A 24,365-nucleotide genomic window follows, 5' to 3' on the forward strand; every position below is an offset into this window, starting at 1 on the left:
TTGGGAGGGCAACGTTTTCAGGCGATCCGGAGTCGCCGCGTCGCGGAATTGGCGAAAATAGCCACAACTTTCTCCCTGTTTCATGGCCAAACGAATCATTCTGAGTTACCCGGACAAGCGCCTGCACACGGTGGCCAAGCCCGTGCAGGGCGTCGACGCGCGCATCAAGGCCCTGGTGGCCGACATGCTCGAGACCATGTACGACGCCAGCGGCATCGGCCTGGCCGCGACCCAGGTCGACGTGCACGAGCGGCTGGTCGTCATCGACGTGTCCGAGGAACGCAACGAGCCGCTGGTGCTCATCAATCCCGAAATTATCTGGGCAAGCGACGAAAAGGTGTTGAACGAAGAGGGCTGCCTCTCGGTGCCGGGCATCTACGACGGCGTCATGCGCTCCACCTCGGTCAAGGTCCAGGCGCTGGACGAGAACGGCGAGCTGCGCACCATCGAGGCCGAAGGCCTCCTGGCCGTGTGCATCCAGCACGAGCTCGACCACCTGCTGGGCAAGGTGTTCGTCGAATACCTGTCGCCGCTCAAGCGCAACCGCATCAAGAGCAAGCTGCTCAAGCAGCAGCGCGAAGAGGCCAAAGAGGGCCGGGCGTGACCGTCTCCCTGCGGCCCTGGGCCCTCGGCCTTGCCGCAGCAGGGCTCGTGCTGGCGGGCTGCGCGAGCGAACCCACGCGCATCGTGCCTGGCACCACCGCCGCCGAAACCCTGCAGCGCCTGGGCGCACCCACGGGCCGCTATCCGCTCAACGGCGGCGGCGAGCGCCTGCAATATTCGCGCATGCCGGCGGGTTTCGAGGTCATCGACATCGACGTCGATGCCGCCGGCAAAGTCGTTTCCGTGACCCAGGTGCTCAACGAGGCGCGCTTCGGCCACGACATCAAGGTCGACCGGTGGCGCCAGAACGACGTGCTCGCCTTCTATGGCCGGCCTTTTGAAACCAGCCGCGTCAGCTCGTTCGACGGCGTGGTCTGGACCTGGCGCTACAAGGCCGTGAACGAGCGCCGCATGCTCTATATCTACATCGATCCCACCGGCGTGGTTCGCCGCTATCACACGGGGGACGACCTCGAACTCGATCGGATCCGCGATTGACCCCGCTGAAAGTCGTTTTCGCGGGCACGCCCGAGTTCGCGCGCGCCGCGCTCGAAGCCATTGCCGCCGCCGGCCATGAGATCGCGCTGGTGCTGAGCCAGCCCGACCGGCCCGCGGGCCGCGGCATGAAGCTGCAGGCCTCGCCCGTCAAGCAATGCGCCCTCGCCCACGGTTGGCCGGTGGCACAGCCGCGCAGCCTGCGGCTGGACGGCAAGTACCCCCAAGACGCCGCAGCCGCGCACGACGCGCTGCTGGCGGCCCGGCCCGACGTGATGGTGGTCGCGGCCTACGGCCTCATCCTGCCGCAATGGGTGCTCGACCTGCCGGCGCACGGCTGCCTCAACATCCACGCCAGCCTGCTGCCGCGCTGGCGCGGCGCGGCCCCCATCCACCGCGCCATCGAGGCCGGCGACGCGCAGACCGGCATCACGATCATGCAGATGGACGCCGGCCTCGACACCGGCGACATGCTGCTGCGCGAAGCCGTCGACATCGGCAGCGACACCACCGCGCGGCTGCACGACCGGCTGGCCGAGCTGGGCGGGCGCCTGATCGTCCAGGCGCTGGCGAACATCGGCCACCTTGTGCGCACGCCGCAGCCCGCCGAAGGCGTCACCTACGCCAGCAAGGTCGAGAAGCACGAAGCCCAGATCGACTGGACCCAGCCAGCCGACGCCATCGTGCGGCGCATCCGGGCCTTCGACCCGTTCCCGGGCGCCAACAGCCTGCTCGACGGCGAAACCATCAAGCTCTGGGCCGCGCATGCGGTGCCGCCGGCCGAGGTTACGGCCGCGCCGGGCACCCTGCTGGCCGTGAGCGACGCCGGCGTGGCGGTGGCGGCGGCCGGCTCGGTGGTGATGGCGACCGAACTGCAGCGGCCCGGCGGCAAGCGCCTGGCCGTGGCCGACTTCCTGCGCGGCTTCGACCTGAAGCCCGGGCAGCGGTTCGGCTGATGTTCCTTTCCGCAGCCATTCGCCGCCGCCCCGAATTCCGCGCCGGCATCCGCGACATGTCCTCGGCCGCGCTGGGCATCGGCGCCTGGGGCCTGATGACCGGCGTGGCCATGGTCAAGTCGAACATGAGCGTGCTGGAGTCGGTGGCCATGACGCTGCTGGTCTATGCCGGCAGCTCCCAGCTCGCGGCCATTCCGCTCTTGTTCGCGGGCGCGCCGGCCTGGGTGATCCTGGCCACGGGCTTTTGCGTCAACCTGCGCTTCGTGGTCTTCAGCCTGCACCTGCGGCCCTACCTCATGCACATGCCGCGCTGGCGCCGCATGACGCACGGCTACCTGACGGCCGACCTGAGCTACGCGCTCTTCACCCGGCAGTACGCGGCGCCGCCGGCCACCGTTGCCGAGCAGCAGTCGCAGGAGGCCTATCTCACGGGCAACTACTTCGTGACCTGGTGCTCCTGGATGGGCATGAGCCTGCTGGGCATTGCGCTGGCCAACTTCATCCCGCAGAGCTGGGGCCTGGGTTTTGCCGGCGTGCTGAGCCTGGTGGCGATCGTCTGCTCGATGGCCACCACGCGGCTGCGCGTGCTGGCCGCGCTGGTCGCGAGCGCCACCGCGGTGGCCGCCTATGCCCTGCCGCTCAAGCTCAACATCGTGGTGGCCATCGGTGCCGCGGTGCTGCTGTGCTTCTGGCTCGAGAAGCGGTTCGGGCTCGACCCCGACGCGGAGGACGACAAGTGAGGGGCACCGACCTGTGGACGATGGGCGTGATCGTCGGGCTGGCCGCGGTCACGGTGCTGACGCGCTGCTTCTTCTTCATCCTCGACCGGCCCTGGGGCCTGCCCGAGTGGGCGCACCGCGCACTGCACTACGCGCCCGCCGCCGCGCTGGCCGGCGTGATCGCGCCCGAGATCGTGATGACCCAGGGCCACCTGATCACCACGCTGCACGACGCGCGCCTGTATGCGGCGGTGGTCGGCGCCGCTTACTACTACTGGCGGCGCGGTGTGCTCGGCACGATGCTCGCGGGCATGGCGGTGTACCTGCCGCTGCACCTCGGCCTGGGCTGGTAGGGCCGGCGACTCTCCGTTCAATCCAGTTTCACGCCGGCGGCCTGGATGATCTTGCCCCAGCGTTCGCTCTCGGCCCGCGAGAGCTTGTAGAAATCCTGCGGCGTGCCCGGCAGCGCCTCGAAGCCGAACTCCGCGAACAGCTTCACCACCTTCGGGGCCTTCATCGCCTTGTGCAGTTCGCCGTTGATGCGTGCCACCGCTTCGGGCGGCATGCCGGCCGGGCCGATCAGGCCGTGGAAGGCATAGGCGTTGACGTCGCTGAAGCCGGCCTCGACGAAGGTGGGCACCTCGGGCAGTGCGCTCGCACGCTGCGGCAGCGCAATCGCCAGCACCCGCACCTTGCCCGCCTTGATGATCGGCAGGCCAGAGGCCAGGTCGAGCATCATCGTGGGCACCTGGCCGCCCATCACGTCGGTCATTGCGGGCGCGGCGCCCTTGTACGGCACGTGCGTGATGCTCAGGCCGGCCTTCTGCTTGAAGAGTTCCATCGCCATGTGGTGCGGCGAGCCGTTGCCGGGCGAGGCATAGCTCACCTTCTCGGGGTTGGCCTTCACGTGGCGCACGAACTCGGCCACGTTCTTCGCGGGAAAGTCGGGGTGCACCACCAGCGCCACCGGAAAGCGGCCGATGGCGCCGATGTAGGTGAAGTCGCTCGCGGGCTTGTAGGGCAGCCTGGCGAACATGTGCTCGTTGAAGAGCAGCGCCGCGTTCTCGGCCTGCATGATGGTGTAGCCGTCGGGCTTGGCCTGCATCATCACGGACACGCCGATGTTGGTCGATGCGCCGGGGCGGTTGTCGATGATGAGCGGCTGTCCGAGCGAAGGCTGCATCGCCTCGGCCAGCGCGCGCGCGAGGTTGTCGGTGCCGCCGCCGGCCACGTAGGGCACGATCCATTTGACGGGCTGGCTCGGGTAGGCGGCGGGCTGCTGCGCCGATGCGAAGGGGCTGGCCAGCGCGAGGGCCGCGGCCATGAGGGAAATCAGTCGCTTCATCGTTTCTTGTCTCCGTTGCTTGTTGTCTTGAAATCTGGTTCAGCTCATTCACCGCGCAGCGTCTGCCACAGTGCGCGGTCGCGCTCCGCGGTCCACACCACGGGGTGTTCGATGCCGCGCAGTTCGTCGTACGCGCGCGAGACGTCGAAAGGCAGCACGTGCTGGAACACGGGCCAGCTGCCGAAGCGCGGCGCCATCGCCGCCTCGGCGCGTGCGAGGCAGCCCTTGAGCGTTTCGCCCGCGGCGATGCCGGCTTTCACGCTGTCGAGCAAGGTCTGGAGAAAAGCCTGGGTCAGCCCGATGGCTTCGACGCATTCGGCTTCGCCCTGCAGCACGGCGCCGCGGCCCGGCACCAGCACGCGCGGCTTCAGGGCCCGCACCGCATCGAGCGTGCCGGTCCAGTCGCCGATGTAGGCATCGCCCGCATAGACGCCGCAGCGGTTCTCGACCACGTCGCCCGAGAACAGCACGCCGCAGTCGGGCAGCCACGCGACCGTGTCGCCGCTCGAATGGCCGCGGCCCAGGGCCATCAGCCGAAGCTCGCGGCCCTGGCCGGGGCCGAGCCAGAGGCTCATCTCGCGCTCGAAGCTCTGCGTGGGAAAGGTCAGGCCTGGAATCTCTTCGACGCCCGCGAAGAGGCGCGGGAAGCGCCCCACCTCGGAATCGAAGTCAGCCTGGCCGCGCGTGCGGATCCAGTCGAGCGTGCCACGGCTCGCGATGACGGCCTCGACCTCGCCGAAGGCGCTCGCCCCCATCACGCGCACCGCGTGGTAGTGCGTGAGCACGATGGTCTTGATGGGCTTGTCGGTCACCGTGCGGATGGCCGCCAGGAAGTCGCGCGCCATGCGCGGCGTGGGGCGCGTGTCGATCAGCACCACCTGCTCGTCGCCGACGACGAAGCCGCAGTTGGGATCGAAGTCGCTGATGTAACCGTAGACGTCGGGCGCGAGTTCGCGCAGTTGCGGCTTCTGCTCGCGCGTGTCGGAGGCCGAGGCGAAGGAGATGTTGGCGGTCATGGTGCGGTGCTTGTCGTGGGGTCTTCGGCCGCGGCGTGGATGCAGGCCAGCAGCACGGCCTGGTCGCCGCACTGGCTGGCCAGCAGCAGCACGAGCCGGGCGTTGAGATCGGCGCTCTGCGCTTCGCTCAGTCCTTCGTGCGCGGCCAGCAAGGCGGCGTAGAAGCCGTCGGGGTCGGGGATGCGGGGCTCGGTGATCATGGGGCGTGGTGGTCGTGGGCGAGGGCCGTGCGCAGCGCGCTGGCGATCGCATTGGGCGTGGCCTGCGCCAGCGTCGCGGCGCGGTAGGCGTCGGGCCGCACGAGGACGAAGCTGCCCGCATCGTGGATGCCAAGGTGGCACGTGAACTTCTCGTCGGCTTGCAGCGTCGGCAGCCCGCTGTCGCCGCCGATGGCCAGCAGACGCAGCGGCAGCGAGGCCGTGGCGTCCATCGCCGCTCTGGCTGCGGCGCGCGTGGGTGCGAGCCACAGGCCCAGGCACTGCGTGCCCTCGGCCAGCAGTTGCATCAGCGTGGTCTCGCGGCCATCGGCCCAGCGCAGCGGCAGGTTCTGCACCGTGCGTGCGCCTTCGGGCAACTGCGGCGCGGGTGGATAGTCGTTGGCAACCGACATGCGGCCGGTGTTGACCAGCGCACGCGCAAATGGATGGCGCGCGGCCAGCGCCACCACCGCGCGGCGCAGTGTGTGCTCGGCCGGCGAGCGTGGCGCAAGGAAGCGCGCCGAGCGGCTCGTGACTTTCAGATTCTCTTTCGCGGCCGGCTGCCGTTCGGCGTCGTAGCTGTCGAGCAGCGCATCGCCGGCCTGCCCCTGCGCGACCAGCGCGAGCTTCCAGCCGAGGTTCGCCGCATCCTGGATGCCGCTGTTGCCGCCGCGCGCGCCGAAGGGGCTCACCACATGCGCTGCGTCGCCGATGAAGAACACGCGGCCGTGGCGGAAGCTGTCGAGCAGGTGATCGCGGTAGCCGTACGGGCCGATCCAGACGAACTCGAACTCCACGCCCGGTCCGAGCTGCTCGCGCAGCCGCGCGCCCGCCACTTCGGGCCGGCTGATGTGGGCGGTGTCGCAGTCCTCGGGCATCTGGTAGTCGATGCGCCAGACGCCATCGGCCATCAGGTGCTGCCAGACACCGCGGCCTTCGTTGAAAGGTGCGTCGACCCAGGTCCAGCGCTCAGTGGGCAGCGGCTTTCTGAAGCGCACGTCGCTGATGCACCAGCGGTCGGTGCTGCGCGAGGCGTGCGCGTCGATGCCGAGCTGCGTGCGGATCGGGCTGTTGGCGCCGGTCGCGTCGACCAGCCGGTCGGCCTCGATCGTGTAGCGGCCGGCCGGCGTTTCGATGCCGATGCGCACGCCATCGCTCAAGGGCTCGATGGACGTCACGCGGCTTCTCCAGCGCACATCGGTGAGCCCGAGATCGAGGATGCGCTCGACCAGGAACCACTCGATGTAGAACTGCTGCAGGTTGATGAAGGGCGGCTGCCTGGAGACGCTCTCTGCCTGCAGGTTGAAGCTGTAGACCTCCTGTTCGCCCGAGAAGGTGCGCCCGAGCGACCAGGTGATGCCCTTGGCCGCGATGCGCTCGTAGATGCCCAGGCGCTCGAATATTTCGAGGCTCTTCTGCGCGTAGCAGATGCCGCGCGACGACGCGCCGCGCACGCCCACGGTGTCGTCCTCGTCGAGCAGCACCGCGCGTATGCCGCGCTGCGCGAGGTCGCAGGCCAGCGTGAGGCCCGAAGGCCCGGCGCCGATGATCACGATGGGGTGGCGCACGACCGTCGCACTGCCCAGTTCGGGCGGCGGCACGAAGGGCCAGACCGGCAACTCGTAGGCCGGTGCGAATGCAAAGCTTTCCATGTCTCTTCTACAGCGCGTGGGCGAATTCGGCGATGGCATCGGCCGCCTGGGGGATCAGCTCGGGCTGGCCCGCGAGATAGTGGTTGCCGCCCACGATGTCGACGTTGCGGATGCGCGCGCCGCCCGCGGCCATCCACGCATCGCGCGTGCTCGGAAAGGTCGACTGGTCGCCGGTGTAGGTCAGCAGCAGCTTGGGGCAGGTGGTGCGCGCGAGGTTGGTGGGTCCGTCCGCCTGCGAGCGCGAGGACCATTGCGAGAGGAACGCGGTGAGCGAGGTGGTGCGGCCCATCGCGTTGGCCGAGTAGTTGACCTGGCGCGCATCGCCCCACACGCTGCCCGGCAGGCGGTCGTTGGCATCGAGCGACAGGTCCACGCAGCGCGGGTCGGCGTGCGTGCGGTAGACGATGAAGGCCTGGTCGCGCGGCGCGCCCGGGGTGCTGCGCAGCAGCGCGAGGCGATCGACGCACCACTGTTCGATGCGATCGAGCCGCGCCTGCTGCGCCGCGCTGAAGCGCGCGAGAAAGCCACGGTCGTAGGGCATGCGGTGGCGCGGGTCGTACATGTCGAGCTCGGGGTCCACCGAGAGCGGATCGTGCTCGTCGGTGACGGACGGGTCGATCCAGTCGCGCATCAGCCGTGTGCGGCCCAGGTGCGCGGCGCACAGCGCGATGCCGTCCACCGGCGGCAGGTCGTCGGGGTGCAGGTGCGTGGGGTCGCCGTCGGGCAGGTGGGTGGCGGTGAGATTCTCGGCCTGTGCCTGGTAGAAGGCCGAGAGCGCCGCGCCGCCGGAGTTTCCGACCAGGAACACCTTCTCGTAGCCCGCCGCGCGCAGGTACTGCACGCCGGCACCCAGGTCCTGGATCGCACGCTCCATCAGCAGCACAGTGTCGTTTCCCACGTAGCGCGAGTTCAGGCCCATGCAGCAGATGCCGCGCTCGGCCAGCGGGCCGATCAGGTAGTGGCCCATGAAGTTGCTGGTCGGGTGCATCACGATGGCCGCGACCTTCTCCGGGCCCGGCGGCGCGCGAAAGGCGCCGTAAATGCGCGGCCGCAGCAGCTGCAGGCCCGACTGGCTTTCCATCGCCGCGCCGGGCTTCACGTCGATGACGGCGAGTTGCAGCTCAGCCATGCGCCGCGTCCTTCGCTGCGCGCAGCCCGGCCTTGCGCATGGTCCACGCATCCAGCTCGGCACGCGCGCGCAGCGCATGCGCCTCCATCTCGGCCTGCGGCACGGTCGGCGTGGTCAGTTCCACGCGCAGGCCGTTGGGATCGAAGAAGTAGATCGATTCGATGATGTGGTGGTCGGTCACGCCCAGCACTTCGACGCCCGCGCCTTCGAGCCGCGCCTTGGCGGCGAGCAGGTCGGCCACGGAATCGACCCGCAGCGCGATGTGGTTCACCCACGCCGGCGTGTTGGGCGAAGGCAGCGCGGCGATGCCGTCGCCCAGGTCGAAGAAGGCGATGTACGAACCATCGCGCATGCGAAAGAAGATATGCACGTAGGGGCAGTACTCGCCCGTGCTCGGCACGTGGTCGCTCTTGATGACGTGCGCGAGCGGCAGGCCCAGCAGGTCTTCGTAGAAGCGGCGGGTTTCCTCGCTGTCGCGGCAGCGCCAGGCGAAATGGTGCAGCCCGCGAACTGGCGGGGCCGCGGGGTCGGTCGTCGGCATGGCTTCTTGTCTCCGGTAAGCCGCGATTGGGCAATGCCTCGTCTTATGATGCAATCGAAATTAATTCATAGATTGATGAAATAAACATATGAATTTGACCCTGCGCCAACTGCGCGCCTTTGCAGCCGTGGCCGAGACCGGCAGCTTCACCGCGGCCGCGCGGCAGCTGCACCTCACGCAATCGGCGCTCAGCGTGCTGGTGCGCGAGCTCGAGCGCGAGATCGGCGTGCAGCTGCTCGACCGCCATACGCGGCGCGTGCAGCTCTCGGAAGCCGGGCGCGAGTTCCTGCCTTCGGTGCACCGGCTGCTGGGAGACCTCGCGGGCGCGGTGGCCGGCGTCACGGATTTGCGTGACAAGAAGAAAGGGCTGTTGCGGCTTGCAGCGCCGCAGCTCATGGCCTGCACGCTGATGCCGCGCGTGATCGCGCTCTACCGCGAGGCGTTTCCCGACGTCGACGTGCGCCTGGCCGACACGCTGCCCGAGCACCTGCTCGCGGGCGTGGCGGCCGGCGACGTGGAGCTTGCGGTGGGGCAGGACGTGGCGGTCGACGGCGCCATCGAGCGCCGCACCCTCTTTCGCGACCGGCACTGGCTGATCTGCCCGCCCGGCCACGCCTTTGCGAAACGCCGCAAGGTGCGCTGGAACGAACTCGGCCCCTACACCTTCATCGCGCCCACGCGCGACTTCCGCCAGCGCGTGCTGCCCGAGCTGGCGCCGGCCGAGCGCGAGCTCATGCTGCGCCCGGGCACCCAGGAGGTGTCGTACATGACCACTGCGCTGGGCATGGTGGCCTCGGGGCTCGGGCTCACGGTGTGCCCGACCTATTCGGCGCCGCTGGTGCGCGCCCACGGCCTGCAGATGGTGCGGCTCGAATCGCCCGACTTCCACCGCGAGGTGTGCATCTACAGCGCAGCGCGGCGCACCCTGTCGCCCGCGGCCGCGAGCTTCGTCGAGATCCTCGAGCGCTTTGCCAGGACGCAGCCAAAGGGGTGAAAAGGATCGGCGCGCCGCAACAGGCGCTCGGAGCGGCGCCGGGGCCAAACCTACAATGGAAGGCGACTCGTCTTCCACCACATCCTCCAGATCCATGAACGTCATTCGATTCACCGACCTCTGCGCGCAGGGCAAGGCCGCCGGCCAGCGCGTCTTCATCCGTGCCGACCTCAACGTGCCGCAGGACGATGCCGGCCACATCACCGAGGACACGCGCATCCGCGCCTCGGTGCCCTGCATCCAGCTGGCGCTCGATGCCGGCGCCGCCGTGATGGTGACCTCGCACCTGGGCCGCCCCACCGAAGGCGAATTCAAGCCCGAGGACTCGCTCGCTCCCGTCGCCAAGCGCCTGGGCGAGCTGCTCGGCCGCGAAGTGCCGCTGGTCGCCAACTGGGTCGACGGCGTCGACGTCAAGCCCGGCCAGGTCGTGCTGCTCGAGAACTGCCGCGTCAACAAGGGCGAGAAGAAGAACGACGAGGCACTGGCCCGCAAGCTCGCAGCGCTCACCGACATCTACGTGAACGACGCCTTCGGCACCGCCCACCGCGCCGAAGCCACCACCTACGGCATCGCGCAGTTCGCCAAGGTGGCCGCGGCCGGCCCGCTGCTCGCGGCCGAGATCGACGCCATCACCAAGGCGCTGGCGCAACCCAAGCGGCCGCTGGTGGCCATCGTGGCCGGTTCCAAGGTCAGCACCAAGCTGACCATCCTGAAGAGCTTGTCGGCCAATGTCGACCAGCTGATCGTCGGCGGCGGCATCGCCAACACCTTCATGCTCGCGGCCGGTCTCAAGATCGGCAAGTCGCTGGCCGAGCCCGACCTGGTCGACCAGGCCAAGGCAGTGATCGAAGCCATGCGCGCGCGCGGCGCCGACGTGCCGATCCCGGTGGACGTGGTCACGGCCAAGACCTTCGCGGCCGATGCGCCCGCCACCGTCAAGGAAGCGAACGACGTGGCCGACGACGACCTGATCCTGGACATCGGCCCCAAGACCGCCGCGATCCTGGCCGCGCAGTTGCGCGAAGCCGGCACCATCGTCTGGAACGGCCCGGTGGGCGTGTTCGAGTTCGACGCCTTCGCGGGCGGCACCAAGGCCATCGCCCAGGCCATCGCCGAGAGCAGCGCGTTCTCGATTGCCGGCGGCGGCGACACGCTCGCGGCCATTGCCAAGTACGGCATCGAGAAGCAGGTCGGCTACATCTCGACCGGCGGCGGCGCCTTCCTCGAAGTGCTCGAGGGCAAGACGCTCCCGGCTTTCGAAATCCTCGCCAAGCGTGCCGCAGGCTGATTTTTCGCGCCCGCGCCGCGGTGCCCGCTTCCTGTTGTCACACAAAGTGTATACAGTAGCGGATACAAAATGGAGACACGCTCAATGATCACGGATCGCCTTCCCCGCCACGCCACCAAGATCGTCGCCACGCTCGGCCCGGCGTCCAACACGCCCGAGCTGCTGGAGCAGATGATCCTGAACAAGGTCAGCGTGGTGCGGCTCAATTTCAGCCACGGCACTGCGCAGGACCACATCGACCGTGCGGCCATGGTCCGGGAGGCGGCGCGCAAGACGGGCCGCGAGGTGGCGATCATGGCCGACCTGCAGGGCCCCAAGATCCGCGTCGGCAAGTTCGCGCAGGGCAAGGTCTGGCTCGAGCCGGGCGCCAAGTTCGTGCTCGACGCCTCGCGCACCGAGCCCGGCGATGCAGAGGCGGTCGGCCTCGACTACAAGGACCTGCCGCGCGACGTGCGCCCCGGGGACCGGCTGCTGCTGAACGACGGCCTCATCGTGCTCACGGTCGACGCGGTGCGCGGCGAGGCGGTGCACACCACCGTGAAGCTCGGCGGCGAGCTCTCCAACAACAAGGGCATCAACAAGCAGGGCGGCGGCCTCACGGCGCCGGCGCTCACGGCCAAGGACATGGAGGACATCAAGACCGCGATGAGCTTCCAGGCCGACTACGTGGCGGTGAGCTTTCCCAAGAACGCCACCGACATGGAAATGGCGCGCCAGCTGTGCAACGTGGCCGCGGCCGAGTACGGCCACAAGCCGGGCCTGATCGCCAAGATCGAGCGCGCCGAGGCCATTCCCAAGCTGGAGGAGATCCTGCGCGCGAGCGACGGCATCATGGTGGCGCGCGGCGACCTCGCGGTGGAGGTGGGCAATGCCGCCGTGCCGGCGCTGCAGAAAAAAATGATCCGCATGGCGCGCGACATGGACAAGGTGGTGATCACCGCGACTCAGATGATGGAGTCGATGATCACCAACCCCGTGCCCACGCGCGCCGAGGTGAGCGACGTGGCCAACGCCGTGCTCGACGGCACCGACGCCGTGATGCTCTCGGCCGAGACCGCGTCGGGCCGCTACCCGCTCGAGACCGTGCAGGAGATGAGCCGCATCTGCGAAGCCGCCGAAGCGGCCGAGGACAAGACGCTGGACGCCGACTTCAGCGGCAAGACCTACAGCCGCATCGACCAGTCGATTGCGATGGGCGCGCTGTTCACGGCCCACCACCTGGGTGCCAAGGCCATCGTGGCGCTTACCGAGTCGGGCTCCACGCCGCTGTGGATGAGCCGCCACCGCGCGCACATCCCGATGTACGCGCTGACCTCGCGGCTGGCCACGCAGCGCCGCATGGCGCTCTACCGCAACGTGCGCCCGCTGCTGATGGATTCGGAGAGCGACCGCGACACCGCGCTCGAGCAGGCCGAAGCCCACCTGAAGAAGCGCGGCATCGTGCAGACCGGCGACGTCTATGCCATCACCTGCGGCGAGCCGATGGGCGCCCCCGGCGGCACCAACATGCTCAAGATCTGCCGCGCGAGCTGAGCCCGCTCAGCCATTCCTGAACAGGAAGCTGTAGGCGTTGAGGGCCGGCACGCCGCCCAGGTGCGCGTAGAGCACCTTCGAGCCGGCCGGGAATTCGCCCAGGCGCACCTTCTCGATCATGCCGTGCATCGACTTGCCCTCGTACACCGGGTCGGTCAGCATGCCTTCCAGGCGCGCGCAGAGGCGGATCGATTCCAGCGTGCCTTCGTTGGGCAGGCCGTATTCGGGGCCGCCGAAGCGGCGGTCGAGCACCACGTCCTTGTCGGTGATGTCGCGGCCCAGTTCGACCAGTTCAGCCGTGCCCTTGGCAATGCGCACGATCTGCTCGAAGGTCTGCTGCGGCTTGGCCGAGGCGTCGATGCCGATCACGCGGTCGGCCCGGCCGTCGGCCGCGAAGCCCACCACCATGCCGGCCTGCGTGCTGCCCGTGACCGAGCAGGTCACGATGTAGTCGAACTTGAAGCCCAGCTCGGCCTCCTGCTGCCGCACTTCTTCCGCAAAGCCGACGAAGCCCAGGCCGCCGCGCGGATGCTCCGAGCAGCCGGCCGGAATCGGAAAGGGCTTGCCGCCGGCCTTGCGCACGTCGGCCATGGCCTCTTCCCAGCTCTTGCGGATGCCGATGTCGAAGCCTGCGCTGTCCAGCCGCACGTCGGCGCCCATGATGCGGGACATCTCGATGTTGCCGACGCGGTCGTACACCGCATCGGAATAGTTGACCCAGTTCTCCTGCACCAGCACGCACTTCAGGCCCAGATGCGCGGCCACGGCCGCCACCTGCCGCGTCTGGTTCGACTGGATGCCGCCGATCGACACCAGCGTGTCGTAGCCACCCTCGAGCGCCTCGGGAATCAGGTATTCGAGCTTGCGCGTCTTGTTGCCGCCGAAGGCGAGGCCGCTGTTGCAGTCCTCCCGCTTGGCGTAGAGCTCGACCTCGCCGCCCAGATGGGCACTCAGGCGCTTGAGCGGGTGGATCGGGGTGGGGCCGAAGGTCAGGGCATGGCGGGGGAATTTCTTGAGGTTCATCGATGTGCTCCAGAGAAGTGGAATGCCATCGATCGTAGGAAGAAGCCGCCGAAACGTGCTTGCAAACTTTGGTGGAATTTCGGTGTAAAAAAAGACAAGATCGGGGATTCCACGTTTTTTGAGTCGTAAGAACAAAAATGAGCACAACAAAATTGCGTTCCACGCCGGCGCAGGCGGCCGAAGCGGCGGCGGAGCTCGACCGCACCGATCGCGCCATCCTGCGCGCCCTGCAGCGCGACGCCTCGGTGTCGAATGTGGCCCTGGCCGCCAAGGTCAACCTCAGCGCGCCCGCATGCCTGCGCCGGGTCGAGCGGCTCAAGGCCGCGGGGCTCGTCAAGGGCATCGTGGCGCTGCTCGACGCCCAGGCGCTCGAGCTCGGCATGCTGGTGATGATCGGCGTGGTGCTCGACCGCTCCACGCCCGATTCCTTCGCCGATTTCGAAAAGGCCGCGCAAAAGGTCTCGGGCTGCCTCGAATGCCACGTGGTCACGGGCGAGTTCGACTACTTCATGCTCGTGCGAACGCGCGACAACGACAGCTTCAACCGGCTGCATGCCGAGCAGCTGCTGTACCTGCCGGGCGTGCGGCAGATCCGGACTTTCGTGGTACTCAAGCAGGTGCTGTCGACCACGCAGCTGCCCATCTAGCAGCGCCTGCGCCGCGTGTCAGTGCCGTCCCACAAGGGGGCTCGATAGAATTGGGGCAGTTTTCTCTCGTCTTTCCGCCTTCTTTTTCCCCTATTTCCGCGAGGTATTTCCCATGGCACTCGTCTCGATGCGCGAACTGCTGGACCACGCAGCCGCCAACGGCTACGGCATTCCGGCCTTCAACGTCAACAACCTCGAACAGGTCCAGGCCGTCATGGAGGCCGCCAAGGAAACCGGCGCGCCTGTCATCCTGCAGGCCAGCGCGGGTGCCCGCAAATACGCCGGCGAAGCCTTCATCAAGCACCTGATCCAGGCTGCGATCGAGCAGTACCCGAACATCCCGCTGGTCATGCACCAGGACCACGGCCAGAGCCCGGCCATCTGCCAGGGCGCCATCGACCTCGGCTTCTCGTCCGTGATGATGGACGGCTCGCTCAAGGAAGACGGCAAGACGCCGGCTTCTTTCGACTACAACGTCGACGTGACCCGCAAGGTGGTCCAGCTGGCGCACAAGGTCGGCGTCACGGTCGAAGGCGAACTGGGCTGCCTGGGTTCGCTCGAAACCGGCATGGCCGGTGAAGAAGACGGCATCGGCGCCGAAGGGGTGCTCGACCACTCCGCGCTGCTGACCGATCCCGAGGAAGCCGCCCAGTTCGTCAAGGCCACGCAGCTCGACGCGCTGGCCATCGCCATCGGCACCAGCCACGGCGCCTACAAGTTCACCCGCAAGCCCACGGGCGACATCCTGTCGATCTCGCGCGTGAAGGAAATCCACGCCCGCCTGCCCAACACCCACCTGGTGATGCACGGCTCGTCGTCGGTGCCGCAGGACCTGCTCGAGATCATCCGCAAGTACGGCGGCAACATGAAGGAAACCTACGGCGTGCCGGTCGAGGAAATCCAGGAAGCCATCAAGTACGGCGTGCGCAAGATCAACATCGACACGGACATCCGCCTGGCCATGACCGGCGCGGTGCGCAAGTTCCTGGCCGAGAACCCTGAGAAGTTCGACGCCCGCGAGTGGCTCAAGCCCGCGCGCGAGGCCGCCAAGCAGATCTGCAAGCAGCGCTACATCGAGTTCGGCTGCGAAGGCCAGGGCCCCAAGGTCAAGGGCGAGACGCTGCAGGTCGTCGCCGCCAAGTACGCCAAGGGCGAGCTCGCGCAAGAAGTGGTCTGAAGACAAACTTTTTCCGCGAATCACAGGCCACCGTTCGCGGTGGCTTTTTTCTGCGCGCACAATCCGTTTTCCCCCGTCACCCGTTTCCGCACAGCAGCACCGTCCCATGACCACCGTCCACACCTCTTCCATCCAGAGCCTGCCCCTGCTTGCGCGCGGCAAGGTGCGAGACAACTACGCCGTCGGCGAAGACCGCATCCTGATGGTCGCGAGCGACCGGCTCAGCGCCTTCGACGTCATCATGGGCGAGCCGATCCCGGGCAAGGGCGAGATCCTCACGCAGATGGCGCTGTGGTGGTTCGACCGCCTCGGCCAGCTGTGCCCCAACCACCTGACGGGCGAAGCGCCCGAGAGCGTGGTCACGCCCGAAGAGGTGCCGCAGGTCACCGGCCGCTCGATGCTGGTCAAGCGCCTCACGCCGATCCCGGTCGAGGCCGTGGTGCGCGGCTACCTGGCCGGCAGCGGCTGGAAGGAATACCAGGAAAGCCGCTCGGTCTGCGGCGTGCCGCTGCCCGAAGGGCTCACCAACGCGAGCAAGCTGCCGCGCCCGATCTTCACGCCCGCGGCCAAGGCCGCGGCCGGCGAGCACGACGAGAACATCAGCTACGACCGCGTGGTCGAGATCGTCGGCCCCAAGCTGGCGCAGCAGATCCGCGAGACCAGCCTGGAGATCTACGAAACCGCCGCGCAGATCGCGCTGGCCAAGGGAATGATCATTGCCGACACCAAGTTCGAGTTCGGCCTGGACGAGGCCGGCACGCTGGTGCTGATGGACGAGGTGCTCACGCCCGACAGCTCGCGCTACTGGCCGGTCGAGGGTTACCAGGCCGCGCTGGCCGCGGGCACCAATCCGCCGAGCTACGACAAGCAGTTCGTGCGCGACTGGCTCGAGGCCACCAAAATCAACGGCAAGCCCTGGGACAAGACCCCGCCGGCGCCGCGCCTGCCGGCCGAGGTGATCGAGAAGACCGCGGCCAAGTACCGCGAGGCGCTGGAGCGCCTGACCGGCTGAAGAAGAAGCGGGCTCGCCCCCTCAGCGGCTCGCCGAGTTCAGCGTGGCCACGGTCCGCCCGCTTGCGTCGAGCAGCGCGAGCCGTCCCGGGCCGGCCAGGCGATAAGTAGTGGTGGTCTGCAGCGCCGAGATGAATTGCGCTTCGTTGGCGCCGCGCACCGGGTCCGCGCAGGCCATGCGGGTCGAGGCCAGCTGGCCGATGCGCAGCGTGATGCCGCTGCGCGTGAACGACCCCGACACGCGGTTGCAGCCGCCCGTTCCGCTGACGCGCCCGCTGCTGCGGTCGAACTGGATCTGCGCCTCGCCGCCGGGCGCCACGGGTTCGTCGCCCAGCTGCACCAGGCGCCAGACCGGTCCCTCGATCGGCTCGTCGAGGCTGATGCCGCTGCCGCAACCGGCCAGGGCGGCGGCCAGCAGTGCGGTCGCGAAAACGGGGAGCGCGATGCGGGCGCGGTGGCGGGCGGGGAGACGCATGGCCGGGATTTCCTTTTCAATTGCAACAAGTTGAATCGTTGCCATCGTATGCGACGCCGCACCGGCTCGCCAAGATGCGTCCGTTCCCCGCAATTTGCCGCCAGGCGGCTCAGTTCAGCTCAGCTCAGCACCACGCTGCTGAGGCGGCGGCGGTAGGTGGCCACCACCGGATCGTCCGGCGGAATCTGCCCGTCCGCCACCTTCACCTTGGGCGGCTCGATCAGGTCGAGGATCGCGATGTAGGTCTTGCGCGCGAGCTCCTCGTTCCAGGCCTTGTCGCGCATCAGGATCTCGAGCAGCTCGTCCATCGCATCGGTCCAGCGCTGCTCGGCCATCAGCAGGCGGGCGCGGCCGAAGCGGGCGTCGAAGTCGCGCTTGCCGGCGGCGATCTTCGCGTCGAACTCGGCGATCGCGGGCGCGGCGCCCGAGGCCGGCGCCGCAAAATCGAGGGCGTCCATCCAGCGCTGCAGCGAATCGAAGCGGCGCACCAGCGTGGTCCGGGCGATCACCGGCGCGAACGCCACCTTGGCATCGTCGATGCGGCCCATCTGCAACAGCAGCTTGATGTAGTCGAAGCGCGCGTCGTCGTTGGCCGGGTCGGTCGCCACCGCATGCTGCAGCCGCTCGAGCGCACCCTCGGTGTCGCCTTCGGCCAGCGCTTCCTGGGCCGCGGCCTCCTGGGAGGCGGCTTCGACCTGCTCGGCGGCGGGCACGTGCTTGTCGAGGAATTCGCGGATCTTGTCGGCCGGAATGGCGCCGACGAAGCCGTCGACCGGCTGGCCATCCTTGAACATCACGCAGAACGGGATGCTGCGCACGCCGAACATTTCGGACAGCTGCGACGAGATCTGCGGCACCTTGTCGGCGTCCAGCTTGGCCAGCGTGAAGCGCCCGGCGTACTCGGTTTCGAGTTTTTCGAGCACCGGGCCGAGCTGCTTGCACGGTCCGCACCATTCGGCCCAGATGTCGAGCAGCACCGGCGTGGCGACCGAGCCTTCGATCAGTTCAGCCTGAAAATTTTCGAGAGTGATGTCGATCATCGGGAACAACTGGGGGTGAAACGTAAAATTGGAACCATGAACGAAACCATTCAGGTCGGTGTTGTGATGGGCTCGAACTCCGATTGGGAGACGATGCGCCACGCGGTCGAGATTCTCCAGCAATTCGGGATCCAGCACGAAGCGAAGGTGGTCTCGGCCCACCGGATGCCCGATGCGCTCTTCGCCTATGCCGAAAGCGCCGCCGGGCGCGGGCTGGCTGCGATCATCGCGGGCGCGGGCGGCGCCGCCCACCTGCCGGGCATGCTGGCCGCCAAGACCACGGTCCCGGTGCTCGGCGTGCCGGTGGCCAGCCGCCACCTGCAGGGCGTCGATTCGCTCTACAGCATCGTGCAGATGCCCAAGGGCGTGCCGGTGGCCACCTTTGCCATCGGCAATGCGGGGGCAGCCAATGCGGCGCTGTTCGCGGTGGCGATGCTGGCGGTGAAGGATCCGGCGCTGCGCAGCCGGCTCGATGCCTTCCGCGCTGCGCAAACCGCCGCGGCCGAGGCGATGGTCCTGCCGCCGCCGGTGGACGGCGCTGCCGTGTCGCCCTTTTCGCCGCAGGGCGGGGGTGCGCTGTGAGCAACAACGATCTGCCCATTCTTCCGGGCGCCACGCTCGGCGTGCTCGGCGGCGGCCAACTGGGCCGCATGTTCGCCCACGCCGCCCAGCGCATGGGCTACTTCACGGCCGTGCTCGACCCCGACGCCGACAGCCCGGCCGGCCGCGTGAGCCACCACCACATCCACACCGACTACGCCGACGTCGACGGCCTGGCGCGGCTCGCGGGCCTGGCCGATGCGGTCACGACCGAGTTCGAGAACGTGCCGGCGCCCTCGCTGGAGAAGCTGTCGGTGGCTCGGCCCGTGGCCCCCGACGCGGGCGCCATCGCCATCGCGCAGGACCGCATCGCCGAAAAGGCCCATTTCACGCGCTGCGGCGTGGCCTGCGCGCCCTATGCGGTCATCGAGACCGCGGCCCAGCTCGCCGCCGTCGAGGACATGCTGCTGCCCGGCATCCTCAAGACCGCGCGCCTGGGCTACGACGGCAAGGGCCAGCAGCGCGTGTCCACGCGCGCCGAACTGGTCGACGCCTGGCAGGCCGCGGGCTGCGTGCCCTGCGTGCTCGAAAAGCTGCTGCCGCTCGAATTCGAATGCTCGGTGATCGTCGCGCGCGGCCGCGACGGGCAGCTGGTGCACTTTCCGCCGCAGCGCAACCTGCACCGCGACGGCATCCTGGCCGTGACCGAGGTGCATGCGCAGAACATGCCCAAGACCGTGGCGCAGGCGGCCATCAACTCGGCCAAGAGCATTGCCACCGGGCTGGACTACGTGGGCGTGCTGTGCGTGGAGTTCTTCGCGCTGGCCGACGGCTCGCTGGTGGTGAACGAAATGGCGCCCCGGCCGCACAACAGCGGCCACTACACCATGGAAGCCTGCGACGTGTCGCAGTTCGAACTGCAGGTGCGCACCCTCGCGGGCCTGCCGCTGGCCGCGCCGCGCCAGCACAGCCCGGCGGTCATGCTGAACCTGCTGGGCGACCTCTGGTTCAACGCGGGCGGCGACAAGCCGGTGGCGCCGCGCTGGAGCGAAGTGCTCGCGCTGCCCGGCGTGCACCTGCACCTCTACGGCAAGATCGAACCGCGCCGCGGCCGCAAGATGGGCCACCTCACGCTCACCGGTGCCACCCTCGAAAGCGTGCGCGCCGCGGCCTCCCGGGCCGCCACCGTGCTCGGCCTGCCGGCGCTGTCGGCGGCCGACTTCGCATGATCCTCGACGGCCAATCCCCGGAAGCCATTGCCGAGGCCGTGCGCGTGCTGCGCGCCGGCGGGCTGGTCGCGTTCCCGACCGAGACCGTCTACGGCCTGGGCGCCGACGCCACCAGCGACATGGCGGTGGCCGGCATCTTCAAGGCCAAGGGCCGACCGGCCGACCATCCGCTGATCGTCCACGTGGCGGCCGGCATCAAGGGCACCGAGGCGCTGTCGCGCTTTGCGCAGCCGCTGCCGCCCTTTGCGCAGAAGCTGGTGCAGGCCTTCTGGCCCGGCCCGCTGACGCTGATCGTCACGCGCCAGCCCGGCGTGGCGGCCGCGGCCGCCGGCGGGCAGGACACCATCGGCCTGCGCTGCCCGTCGCATCCGGTCGCGCAGGCCCTGCTCGAGGCCTGCGCAGAGCAGGGCGTGCCGGGGCTCGCGGGCCCGAGCGCCAACCGCTTCGGCCGCGTGAGCCCCACCACCGCACAGCATGTGCATGACGAGTTCGGCGACGCGCTGACGGTGATCGACGGCGGCGCCTGCGAGGTGGGCATCGAGTCGACCATCGTCGACTGCAGCCGCGGTGCACCCGTGCTGCTGCGCCCGGGCCTGATCACGCGCGCGCAGATCGAGGCCGCCGCGGGCGAGCGCCTGAGCAACCGCGAGGTGCTCGAGACGCCCGATCCGCGCGCCTCCGGCACGCTCGAGGCGCACTACGCGCCGAACGCCAAGCTGCGGCTGATGGATGCCAAGGCCATCCAGGCCGGCCTCGACGTGCTCGGGCCGGGCGCGGCCCACATCGCGGTGTGGACGCGCGCCGAGGTGCGCAGCCATTCCCAGCGCGTGCTGCAGCGGCGCATGCCCGACGACGCGGCGGCCAGCGCACACCAGCTGTTCGCGGTGCTGCGCGAGTTCGATGCCGAGGGCGTCAAGCTGATCTGGGTCGAGACGCCGCCCGACACGCCCGAATGGGAAGGCGTGCGCGACCGCCTCCACAGGGCGTCCATGGGCTAACCCCGGTCTTCGCTAGCCGCCGGCGGCCAGCACGCCCTGGAAGAAGCCTCGCGCCGAAGCCAGGCAGAACGGCGGCGCCAGGGTGCCGTGGTAGGCCAGGGTGACGGCCTGCCGCTTGTCGGCGTCGCTGCCGGGGGTGTTCTGCGCCAGGGTGCTCTTGGCCTGGGCGAAGCCGGCGCGCGCGGCGGAATACGCGTCGGTGGTGGCGTTATCTTCCAGGTCGACCACGGTCAGCGCGGCCGCGGGCATGCCGCGGGCGCGGAAGTAGCCGGCGGTGGCGCGGGTGCTCAGGAAGTTCACGGTCGGATCGTTGGCGCCGCCGCACATGAGCACCGGCCGCGCCGGCAGCCAGTTGCGCAGGTCGTTGGCGCGCGCCGCCTTGCGGAAGCCCACGGCCGGCTTGCAATCGAGCGGCGAGGTGGTGCCCAGCGAGGCGGCCGTGGCGGGCAGCGCATTGCCGGGGCAGGGATTCGCCTGGATGTCGCCGGCCGCCTGCGTCAGGTAGCTCTGGCGGATGAGGTTGTTCGCGCCGTAGAAGATCGACAGCTCCGGGCTCACCGGCCCCGGCGTCGCGCCGGCGGGAAAGAGCGCAAGCTGCGGCAGCTTGCCGTTGGCATACAGCGTGGTGAGGGGCGTGAGGCTCGGCAGCAGGGTGTCGATGCCGGTGGCGTACTGCGCTTCGTAGATGTCGCCGGTGCTGCCGTAGACGTCGCCGAACTGCTGCTGCCAGCTGGCCGAGAGCAGCGGCACGAAAAGCGTGCTGCCGAGCGCCGGCCAGCCCATGAAGGTGTAGTCCGCCAGCAGGCCGATGGCCGAAGGCGCCGAGAGCGGCGCCGACGCCGTCACCGCCCGGCCCGTGGCCTGCATCTCGCGGTGCGCCGCCAGCGCCACGTAGCCGCCCTGCGAATAGCCGGTGATCAGCAGCGAGCCCGCGTCCGTGGCGTCGATGCCCGTGAAGGTCTTGCGCGCCGCGGTGAGCGCATCGACCATGTCCTTGCCCTGCTGGTCGCCATTGAGGTACGGGTGATAGGGCAGCGTCGACTTGTCGTAGCCCGCGTAGTTGGGCGCCACCACGATGTAGCCCTGCGCCGCGAACATGGCGGCGACCGTGAGGCCTTCGCCGGCGGCCGGCTGCGTGGAGTCGGTCCATTTGGCGAGGTTGTAGTTGCGCGCGGCGGTGGTGCCGTGGGCATACAGCACCACCGGCCGCGGCCCGTTGCAGGCCACGTCGGCGCCGGAGGGCAGCATGATCGCGGCGGTGGCGTTGGTGGCTTCGTTCTTGCCGCCGATGGTGCGGTACTCGAGATAGCGCACCTCGACCCCGCACCTGGGCGTGCCCGCCACCTGCAGCAGGGCCTTGCCCTGGTCGGTGGCCTGGAGGTTGGTCCGGAGCTGGTCGGCCGAGAGCTTCGCGGTCTGCTCGGGCGGATCCGTGACGACCGAGCCGCGGCCGGTGTCGCCGACGGGAGGCGGCAGTCCCACGCCGATGCCGCCGCCCCCTCCACCGCCGCCGCAGGCCGCCAGCAGCAGCGTGACGCCGCCGAGTGCCGCAATCTTGTGCAGCGGAGTGGATGGTTGTCGTTGCGGCTTTTTCAAGGCGTGGCTCCTGATGTTGTCGAATCGAACGGGCGTCCGATTCTGTGCAGTGCCATGGCCACGCGCAAGCGGCGCGTATACCTAGAGAAGTTTTCAGTACACGGACGCTTGATGGCCGTCAGTTGTCCTGCGAAGCCCAGTCGACCAGCGCGTCGAACGCGGCGCGCGCAGCCCCTGCGTTCTCGCCGTTGGCAATCGCCACCAGCACGTAGCGGCGGCCGCTTGCACCGTGCACATAGCCGGCCACGCCGGCGGCATCGCGCAGCGAGCCGGTCTTCAGGTGGGCCGCGCCGCCCGAGCGCAGCGTGCGCTTCCTGAGCGTGCCGTCCACCCCCATGGCGGGCAGCGACGACACCAGCTCCGGCATCAGCGGCGAGCGCCAGGCCACCTGCAGCATCTTGCCGAGCGCCGCGGCGCTGATGCGCTCGTCGCGCGACAGGCCCGAGCCGTTGTCGAACACCGGCGGCGCCTCGCCGGTGCCGATGCGCTCGCGCCACCACTGGCCCAGCGCGCTGCGCGAGGCCTCGAAGCTGCCGCGGTTCCTCTGCGTGAGCCCGAGCGTGAGGAACAGCTGCTGCGCCATCACGTTGTTGCTGTACTTGTTGATGTCGCGCACCACCTCCGCAAGCGGCGGCGAGCCGAATTCGAACACCGGCCTGAGCCCGGCCGGCACGCGGCCGTCGCGCATCTGGCCGCCGACCCGGCCACCCATCTCGGCCCACATGCCGCCGATGGCGCGCAGGCCGTAGGTGCGCGGATCGGCATAGGCCACGGCCCAGCTCTTCTCGCCGCAGGCGGCCGGCAGGGCGCCCATGAAGCGGATGCGGTTCGGGTCGCTGAAGTCGGGCTTGATCGCGGCGCGCCAGTCGCCGCATTCGCCGGGCGCGAGCGCAACCGCGGGCTGCATCGACACGCTGGCGAGCGGCGGCTCGTAGCTCACGCGTGCCTGCTGGCCGCCGCGCTCGGGTGTGAAGACCATGTTGACCGACTTGAAGTTGACCAGCAGCGCCTCGGGCGAGGCGTTGTAGGGCCGCAGCGGCTCGCCGTCGAAGGCGGCCGGGTCGTTCTCGCTCGTGCCGTCGAAGGCGCTGCGGTCCAGCACGATGTCGCCGCTCACGGTGGTGATGCCCAGCCCCTGCACGCGCCGCAGCAGCAGCCAGGCGCGCTCCAGCACCAGCTTGGGATCGCCCTGGCCCTTGATGTAGAGGTTGCCGTTGAGCACGCCGTTGCTCACCGTGCCGTCGACGTAGACCGGCGTGCTCCAGCTGTAGGCCGGCCCGAGCAGGTCGAGCGCGGCGTAGGTCGTGACCAGCTTCATGATCGACGCCGGATTCACCGGCACCTGGGCGCGCCAGGCCAGGCGCGGCGGGCGCAGGCCGTCGGCGTCGGCCACCAGCATCGTCACCGCGTCGCGCGGCACCTTGGCGCGCGCAAGGGCGGTCTCCACTTCGCCCGGAAGGGCCTGCTGTGCAAGCGCGCCCGGAGCGGCCAGGGCGGTGAAGGAAAGCGCGCAGGCGGCGCGCAGGAAGAAGGAGAGACGACGAAGACGCATCGTGCCGATTATCTCGGCGCGAAAACATGCAGTTGCGCGTGATACAGCAGCATCACCGTCTTGGCGTCGGCGATGCGCCCGTCCGCCACCATGGCCAGCGCCTCGTCGATGCCGAGCTCGAGCACCTCGATGTCCTCGCCCTCCTCGGCCAGGCCGCCACCGCCGCCGATGCGCATCGAGGGCTCGTACTCGGCGACGAAGAAGTGCAGCTTCTCGGTCACCGAACCCGGGCTCATGAAGGCTTCGAACACCTTCTGCACCGCGTCCAGGCGATAGCCCAGTTCTTCCTCCACCTCGGCGCGGATGCGCTCCTCCGGCGCCGCGTTGTCGAGCAGGCCGGCGGCCGCCTCGATCAGCAGCTCGTCATGCCCGTTGACGAAGGCCGGGTAGCGGAACTGCCGCGTCAGCAGCACCGTGCGCTGCGCGAGGTTGTAGGGCAGCAGCGTGGCGCCGTTGCCGCGGTCGTAGGTTTCGCGGTGCATGCGCTGCCACTGGCCGTCGCTGCGCCGCCAGTCGAAGGCGGTGGTCTTGAGGGTGTACCAGTTGTCGGAAAGCAGGGTGACTTCGTGCACCCGGACGCGGTCGTGGAGGGTTGTCATGGCGCGCAGC

26 protein-coding genes are annotated in these 24,365 nt (G+C 69.0%); 14 read left to right on the plus strand and 12 right to left on the minus strand.

What is annotated here, in order from left to right:
• Positions 1-82: 82 nt before the first annotated feature.
• From def to FB547_RS02110, 5 genes are read left to right on the plus strand one after another with little or no spacing between them, the layout of a single operon-like run.
• The gene (gene def, locus FB547_RS02090; protein ID WP_015867852.1) at positions 83-604 is read left to right on the plus strand and encodes a peptide deformylase; all 522 of its coding nucleotides are present in this window, start codon (positions 83-85) and stop codon (positions 602-604) included.
• Positions 601-1,101 (plus strand): hypothetical protein, encoded by a 501-nt coding sequence (locus FB547_RS02095; protein WP_145739234.1) that lies wholly within the window; start codon positions 601-603, stop codon positions 1,099-1,101. Before def ends, FB547_RS02095 begins: the two co-directional genes overlap by 4 nt.
• Complete coding sequence (gene fmt / locus FB547_RS02100; protein WP_145739236.1) at positions 1,098-2,054, plus strand: methionyl-tRNA formyltransferase; 957 nt, start codon at positions 1,098-1,100, stop codon at positions 2,052-2,054. Before FB547_RS02095 ends, fmt begins: the two co-directional genes overlap by 4 nt.
• Positions 2,054-2,794: an AzlC family ABC transporter permease gene (locus FB547_RS02105; protein WP_145739238.1), complete on the plus strand. Its 741-nt coding sequence runs from the start codon at positions 2,054-2,056 to the stop codon at positions 2,792-2,794. The genes fmt and FB547_RS02105 overlap by 1 nt, the downstream gene beginning before the upstream one ends.
• Positions 2,791-3,126 carry an AzlD domain-containing protein gene (locus FB547_RS02110; RefSeq protein ID WP_015867848.1) on the plus strand — a complete coding sequence of 112 codons (336 nt, stop codon included), beginning with the start codon at positions 2,791-2,793 and terminating at the stop codon, positions 3,124-3,126. The genes FB547_RS02105 and FB547_RS02110 overlap by 4 nt, the downstream gene beginning before the upstream one ends.
• 17 nt (positions 3,127-3,143) lie before the next feature.
• Here FB547_RS02110 and FB547_RS02115 read toward each other — a convergent pair whose 3' ends face one another.
• From FB547_RS02115 to FB547_RS02140, 6 genes are read right to left on the minus strand one after another with little or no spacing between them, the layout of a single operon-like run.
• Positions 3,144-4,118 (minus strand): Bug family tripartite tricarboxylate transporter substrate binding protein, encoded by a 975-nt coding sequence (locus tag FB547_RS02115; RefSeq protein WP_145739240.1) that lies wholly within the window; start codon positions 4,116-4,118, stop codon positions 3,144-3,146.
• Positions 4,119-4,162: 44 nt separating this feature from the next.
• The gene (locus tag FB547_RS02120; RefSeq protein WP_145739242.1) at positions 4,163-5,134 is read right to left on the minus strand and encodes an MBL fold metallo-hydrolase; all 972 of its coding nucleotides are present in this window, start codon (positions 5,132-5,134) and stop codon (positions 4,163-4,165) included.
• Positions 5,131-5,334 (minus strand): DUF2783 domain-containing protein, encoded by a 204-nt coding sequence (locus FB547_RS02125; protein ID WP_145739244.1) that lies wholly within the window; start codon positions 5,332-5,334, stop codon positions 5,131-5,133. Before FB547_RS02125 ends, FB547_RS02120 begins: the two co-directional genes overlap by 4 nt.
• The gene (locus FB547_RS02130) at positions 5,331-6,983 is read right to left on the minus strand and encodes an FAD-dependent oxidoreductase (RefSeq protein ID WP_145739246.1); all 1,653 of its coding nucleotides are present in this window, start codon (positions 6,981-6,983) and stop codon (positions 5,331-5,333) included. The genes FB547_RS02125 and FB547_RS02130 overlap by 4 nt, the downstream gene beginning before the upstream one ends.
• A gap of 7 nt (positions 6,984-6,990) precedes the next feature.
• Positions 6,991-8,112: an alpha/beta hydrolase family protein gene (locus tag FB547_RS02135; RefSeq protein WP_145739247.1), complete on the minus strand. Its 1,122-nt coding sequence runs from the start codon at positions 8,110-8,112 to the stop codon at positions 6,991-6,993.
• Complete coding sequence (locus FB547_RS02140; RefSeq protein WP_145739249.1) at positions 8,105-8,653, minus strand: VOC family protein; 549 nt, start codon at positions 8,651-8,653, stop codon at positions 8,105-8,107. The genes FB547_RS02135 and FB547_RS02140 overlap by 8 nt, the downstream gene beginning before the upstream one ends.
• A gap of 88 nt (positions 8,654-8,741) precedes the next feature.
• Here FB547_RS02140 and FB547_RS02145 point away from each other — a divergent pair, with 88 nt between their 5' ends.
• From FB547_RS02145 to pyk, 3 genes are all read left to right on the plus strand, one after another.
• Positions 8,742-9,647: a LysR family transcriptional regulator gene (locus tag FB547_RS02145; protein WP_145739251.1), complete on the plus strand. Its 906-nt coding sequence runs from the start codon at positions 8,742-8,744 to the stop codon at positions 9,645-9,647.
• 94 nt (positions 9,648-9,741) lie between these two features.
• Positions 9,742-10,935 carry a phosphoglycerate kinase gene (locus FB547_RS02150; protein WP_145739253.1) on the plus strand — a complete coding sequence of 398 codons (1,194 nt, stop codon included), beginning with the start codon at positions 9,742-9,744 and terminating at the stop codon, positions 10,933-10,935.
• A gap of 84 nt (positions 10,936-11,019) precedes the next feature.
• The gene (gene pyk, locus FB547_RS02155) at positions 11,020-12,468 is read left to right on the plus strand and encodes a pyruvate kinase (protein WP_062364063.1); all 1,449 of its coding nucleotides are present in this window, start codon (positions 11,020-11,022) and stop codon (positions 12,466-12,468) included.
• A 6-nt stretch (positions 12,469-12,474) separates the two neighbouring features.
• Here the strand turns inward: pyk and FB547_RS02160 are convergent, their stop codons facing one another.
• Positions 12,475-13,491 (minus strand): 1-aminocyclopropane-1-carboxylate deaminase, encoded by a 1,017-nt coding sequence (locus FB547_RS02160; protein ID WP_145739255.1) that lies wholly within the window; start codon positions 13,489-13,491, stop codon positions 12,475-12,477.
• Between the two features lie 137 nt (positions 13,492-13,628).
• Here FB547_RS02160 and FB547_RS02165 point away from each other — a divergent pair, with 137 nt between their 5' ends.
• The 3 genes from FB547_RS02165 (at position 13,629) to FB547_RS02175 (ending at position 16,327) form a co-directional block, all read left to right on the plus strand.
• Positions 13,629-14,138, plus strand: a complete 510-nt coding sequence (locus FB547_RS02165) for an Lrp/AsnC family transcriptional regulator (protein WP_145739257.1) — start codon at positions 13,629-13,631, stop codon at positions 14,136-14,138.
• 112 nt (positions 14,139-14,250) lie between these two features.
• Positions 14,251-15,315 carry a class II fructose-bisphosphate aldolase gene (gene fba / locus FB547_RS02170; RefSeq protein WP_145739259.1) on the plus strand — a complete coding sequence of 355 codons (1,065 nt, stop codon included), beginning with the start codon at positions 14,251-14,253 and terminating at the stop codon, positions 15,313-15,315.
• A gap of 106 nt (positions 15,316-15,421) precedes the next feature.
• The gene (locus FB547_RS02175) at positions 15,422-16,327 is read left to right on the plus strand and encodes a phosphoribosylaminoimidazolesuccinocarboxamide synthase (protein WP_145739261.1); all 906 of its coding nucleotides are present in this window, start codon (positions 15,422-15,424) and stop codon (positions 16,325-16,327) included.
• A 21-nt stretch (positions 16,328-16,348) separates the two neighbouring features.
• Here FB547_RS02175 and FB547_RS02180 read toward each other — a convergent pair whose 3' ends face one another.
• Both FB547_RS02180 and FB547_RS02185 read right to left on the minus strand, forming a co-directional pair.
• Positions 16,349-16,801 (minus strand): META domain-containing protein, encoded by a 453-nt coding sequence (locus FB547_RS02180; RefSeq protein WP_145739262.1) that lies wholly within the window; start codon positions 16,799-16,801, stop codon positions 16,349-16,351.
• 119 nt (positions 16,802-16,920) lie between these two features.
• Entirely contained in the window at positions 16,921-17,841 is a 921-nt protein-coding gene (locus tag FB547_RS02185; protein ID WP_145739264.1) for a tetratricopeptide repeat protein, read from the minus strand.
• A 36-nt stretch (positions 17,842-17,877) separates the two neighbouring features.
• Here FB547_RS02185 and purE point away from each other — a divergent pair, with 36 nt between their 5' ends.
• The 3 genes from purE to FB547_RS02200 are packed head-to-tail and all read left to right on the plus strand — an operon-like array spanning position 17,878 to position 20,608.
• Entirely contained in the window at positions 17,878-18,423 is a 546-nt protein-coding gene (gene purE, locus FB547_RS02190) for a 5-(carboxyamino)imidazole ribonucleotide mutase (protein ID WP_145739266.1), read from the plus strand.
• On the plus strand, positions 18,420-19,610 hold the full coding sequence (locus tag FB547_RS02195; RefSeq protein WP_145739268.1) for a 5-(carboxyamino)imidazole ribonucleotide synthase: 1,191 nt from the start codon (positions 18,420-18,422) through the stop codon (positions 19,608-19,610). Before purE ends, FB547_RS02195 begins: the two co-directional genes overlap by 4 nt.
• Complete coding sequence (locus FB547_RS02200; protein ID WP_124959047.1) at positions 19,607-20,608, plus strand: L-threonylcarbamoyladenylate synthase; 1,002 nt, start codon at positions 19,607-19,609, stop codon at positions 20,606-20,608. The genes FB547_RS02195 and FB547_RS02200 overlap by 4 nt, the downstream gene beginning before the upstream one ends.
• Positions 20,609-20,620: 12 nt before the next feature.
• On the opposite strand, the gene FB547_RS02205 is transcribed toward FB547_RS02200, so the two are convergent.
• From FB547_RS02205 to FB547_RS02215, 3 genes are all read right to left on the minus strand, one after another.
• Positions 20,621-22,204 (minus strand): alpha/beta hydrolase family protein, encoded by a 1,584-nt coding sequence (locus tag FB547_RS02205; RefSeq protein WP_145739270.1) that lies wholly within the window; start codon positions 22,202-22,204, stop codon positions 20,621-20,623.
• Positions 22,205-22,322: 118 nt separating this feature from the next.
• Positions 22,323-23,756: a D-alanyl-D-alanine carboxypeptidase/D-alanyl-D-alanine-endopeptidase gene (gene dacB, locus FB547_RS02210; protein WP_145739272.1), complete on the minus strand. Its 1,434-nt coding sequence runs from the start codon at positions 23,754-23,756 to the stop codon at positions 22,323-22,325.
• Between the two features lie 8 nt (positions 23,757-23,764).
• Positions 23,765-24,355, minus strand: a complete 591-nt coding sequence (locus FB547_RS02215; RefSeq protein WP_145739274.1) for a GDP-mannose pyrophosphatase — start codon at positions 24,353-24,355, stop codon at positions 23,765-23,767.
• Between the last annotated feature and the right edge of the window lie 10 nt (positions 24,356-24,365).

The organism is Variovorax beijingensis, assembly GCF_007828835.1.
Lineage (GTDB): Bacteria > Pseudomonadota > Gammaproteobacteria > Burkholderiales > Burkholderiaceae_C > Variovorax > Variovorax beijingensis_A.

What these genes read in the sequence shown, in the direction of transcription:
- FB547_RS02125 (WP_145739244.1), bottom strand. Translation starts at nt 5,334, where the DNA reads ATGATCACCGAGCCCCGCATCCCCGACCCCGACGGCTTCTACGCCGCC.
- purE (WP_145739266.1), top strand. Translation starts at nt 17,878, where the DNA reads ATGAACGAAACCATTCAGGTCGGTGTTGTGATGGGCTCGAACTCCGAT.
- FB547_RS02135 (WP_145739247.1), bottom strand. Translation starts at nt 8,112, where the DNA reads ATGGCTGAGCTGCAACTCGCCGTCATCGACGTGAAGCCCGGCGCGGCG.
- FB547_RS02185 (WP_145739264.1), bottom strand. Translation starts at nt 17,841, where the DNA reads ATGATCGACATCACTCTCGAAAATTTTCAGGCTGAACTGATCGAAGGC.
- pyk (WP_062364063.1), top strand. Translation starts at nt 11,020, where the DNA reads ATGATCACGGATCGCCTTCCCCGCCACGCCACCAAGATCGTCGCCACG.
- FB547_RS02165 (WP_145739257.1), top strand. Translation starts at nt 13,629, where the DNA reads ATGAGCACAACAAAATTGCGTTCCACGCCGGCGCAGGCGGCCGAAGCG.
- FB547_RS02180 (WP_145739262.1), bottom strand. Translation starts at nt 16,801, where the DNA reads ATGCGTCTCCCCGCCCGCCACCGCGCCCGCATCGCGCTCCCCGTTTTC.
- FB547_RS02130 (WP_145739246.1), bottom strand. Translation starts at nt 6,983, where the DNA reads ATGGAAAGCTTTGCATTCGCACCGGCCTACGAGTTGCCGGTCTGGCCC.
- FB547_RS02105 (WP_145739238.1), top strand. Translation starts at nt 2,054, where the DNA reads ATGTTCCTTTCCGCAGCCATTCGCCGCCGCCCCGAATTCCGCGCCGGC.
- FB547_RS02120 (WP_145739242.1), bottom strand. Translation starts at nt 5,134, where the DNA reads ATGACCGCCAACATCTCCTTCGCCTCGGCCTCCGACACGCGCGAGCAG.
- FB547_RS02200 (WP_124959047.1), top strand. Translation starts at nt 19,607, where the DNA reads ATGATCCTCGACGGCCAATCCCCGGAAGCCATTGCCGAGGCCGTGCGC.
- FB547_RS02115 (WP_145739240.1), bottom strand. Translation starts at nt 4,118, where the DNA reads ATGAAGCGACTGATTTCCCTCATGGCCGCGGCCCTCGCGCTGGCCAGC.
- FB547_RS02145 (WP_145739251.1), top strand. Translation starts at nt 8,742, where the DNA reads ATGAATTTGACCCTGCGCCAACTGCGCGCCTTTGCAGCCGTGGCCGAG.
- FB547_RS02160 (WP_145739255.1), bottom strand. Translation starts at nt 13,491, where the DNA reads ATGAACCTCAAGAAATTCCCCCGCCATGCCCTGACCTTCGGCCCCACC.
- dacB (WP_145739272.1), bottom strand. Translation starts at nt 23,756, where the DNA reads ATGCGTCTTCGTCGTCTCTCCTTCTTCCTGCGCGCCGCCTGCGCGCTT.
- def (WP_015867852.1), top strand. Translation starts at nt 83, where the DNA reads ATGGCCAAACGAATCATTCTGAGTTACCCGGACAAGCGCCTGCACACG.
- FB547_RS02150 (WP_145739253.1), top strand. Translation starts at nt 9,742, where the DNA reads ATGAACGTCATTCGATTCACCGACCTCTGCGCGCAGGGCAAGGCCGCC.
- fba (WP_145739259.1), top strand. Translation starts at nt 14,251, where the DNA reads ATGGCACTCGTCTCGATGCGCGAACTGCTGGACCACGCAGCCGCCAAC.
- FB547_RS02175 (WP_145739261.1), top strand. Translation starts at nt 15,422, where the DNA reads ATGACCACCGTCCACACCTCTTCCATCCAGAGCCTGCCCCTGCTTGCG.
- FB547_RS02215 (WP_145739274.1), bottom strand. Translation starts at nt 24,355, where the DNA reads ATGACAACCCTCCACGACCGCGTCCGGGTGCACGAAGTCACCCTGCTT.
- FB547_RS02140 (WP_145739249.1), bottom strand. Translation starts at nt 8,653, where the DNA reads ATGCCGACGACCGACCCCGCGGCCCCGCCAGTTCGCGGGCTGCACCAT.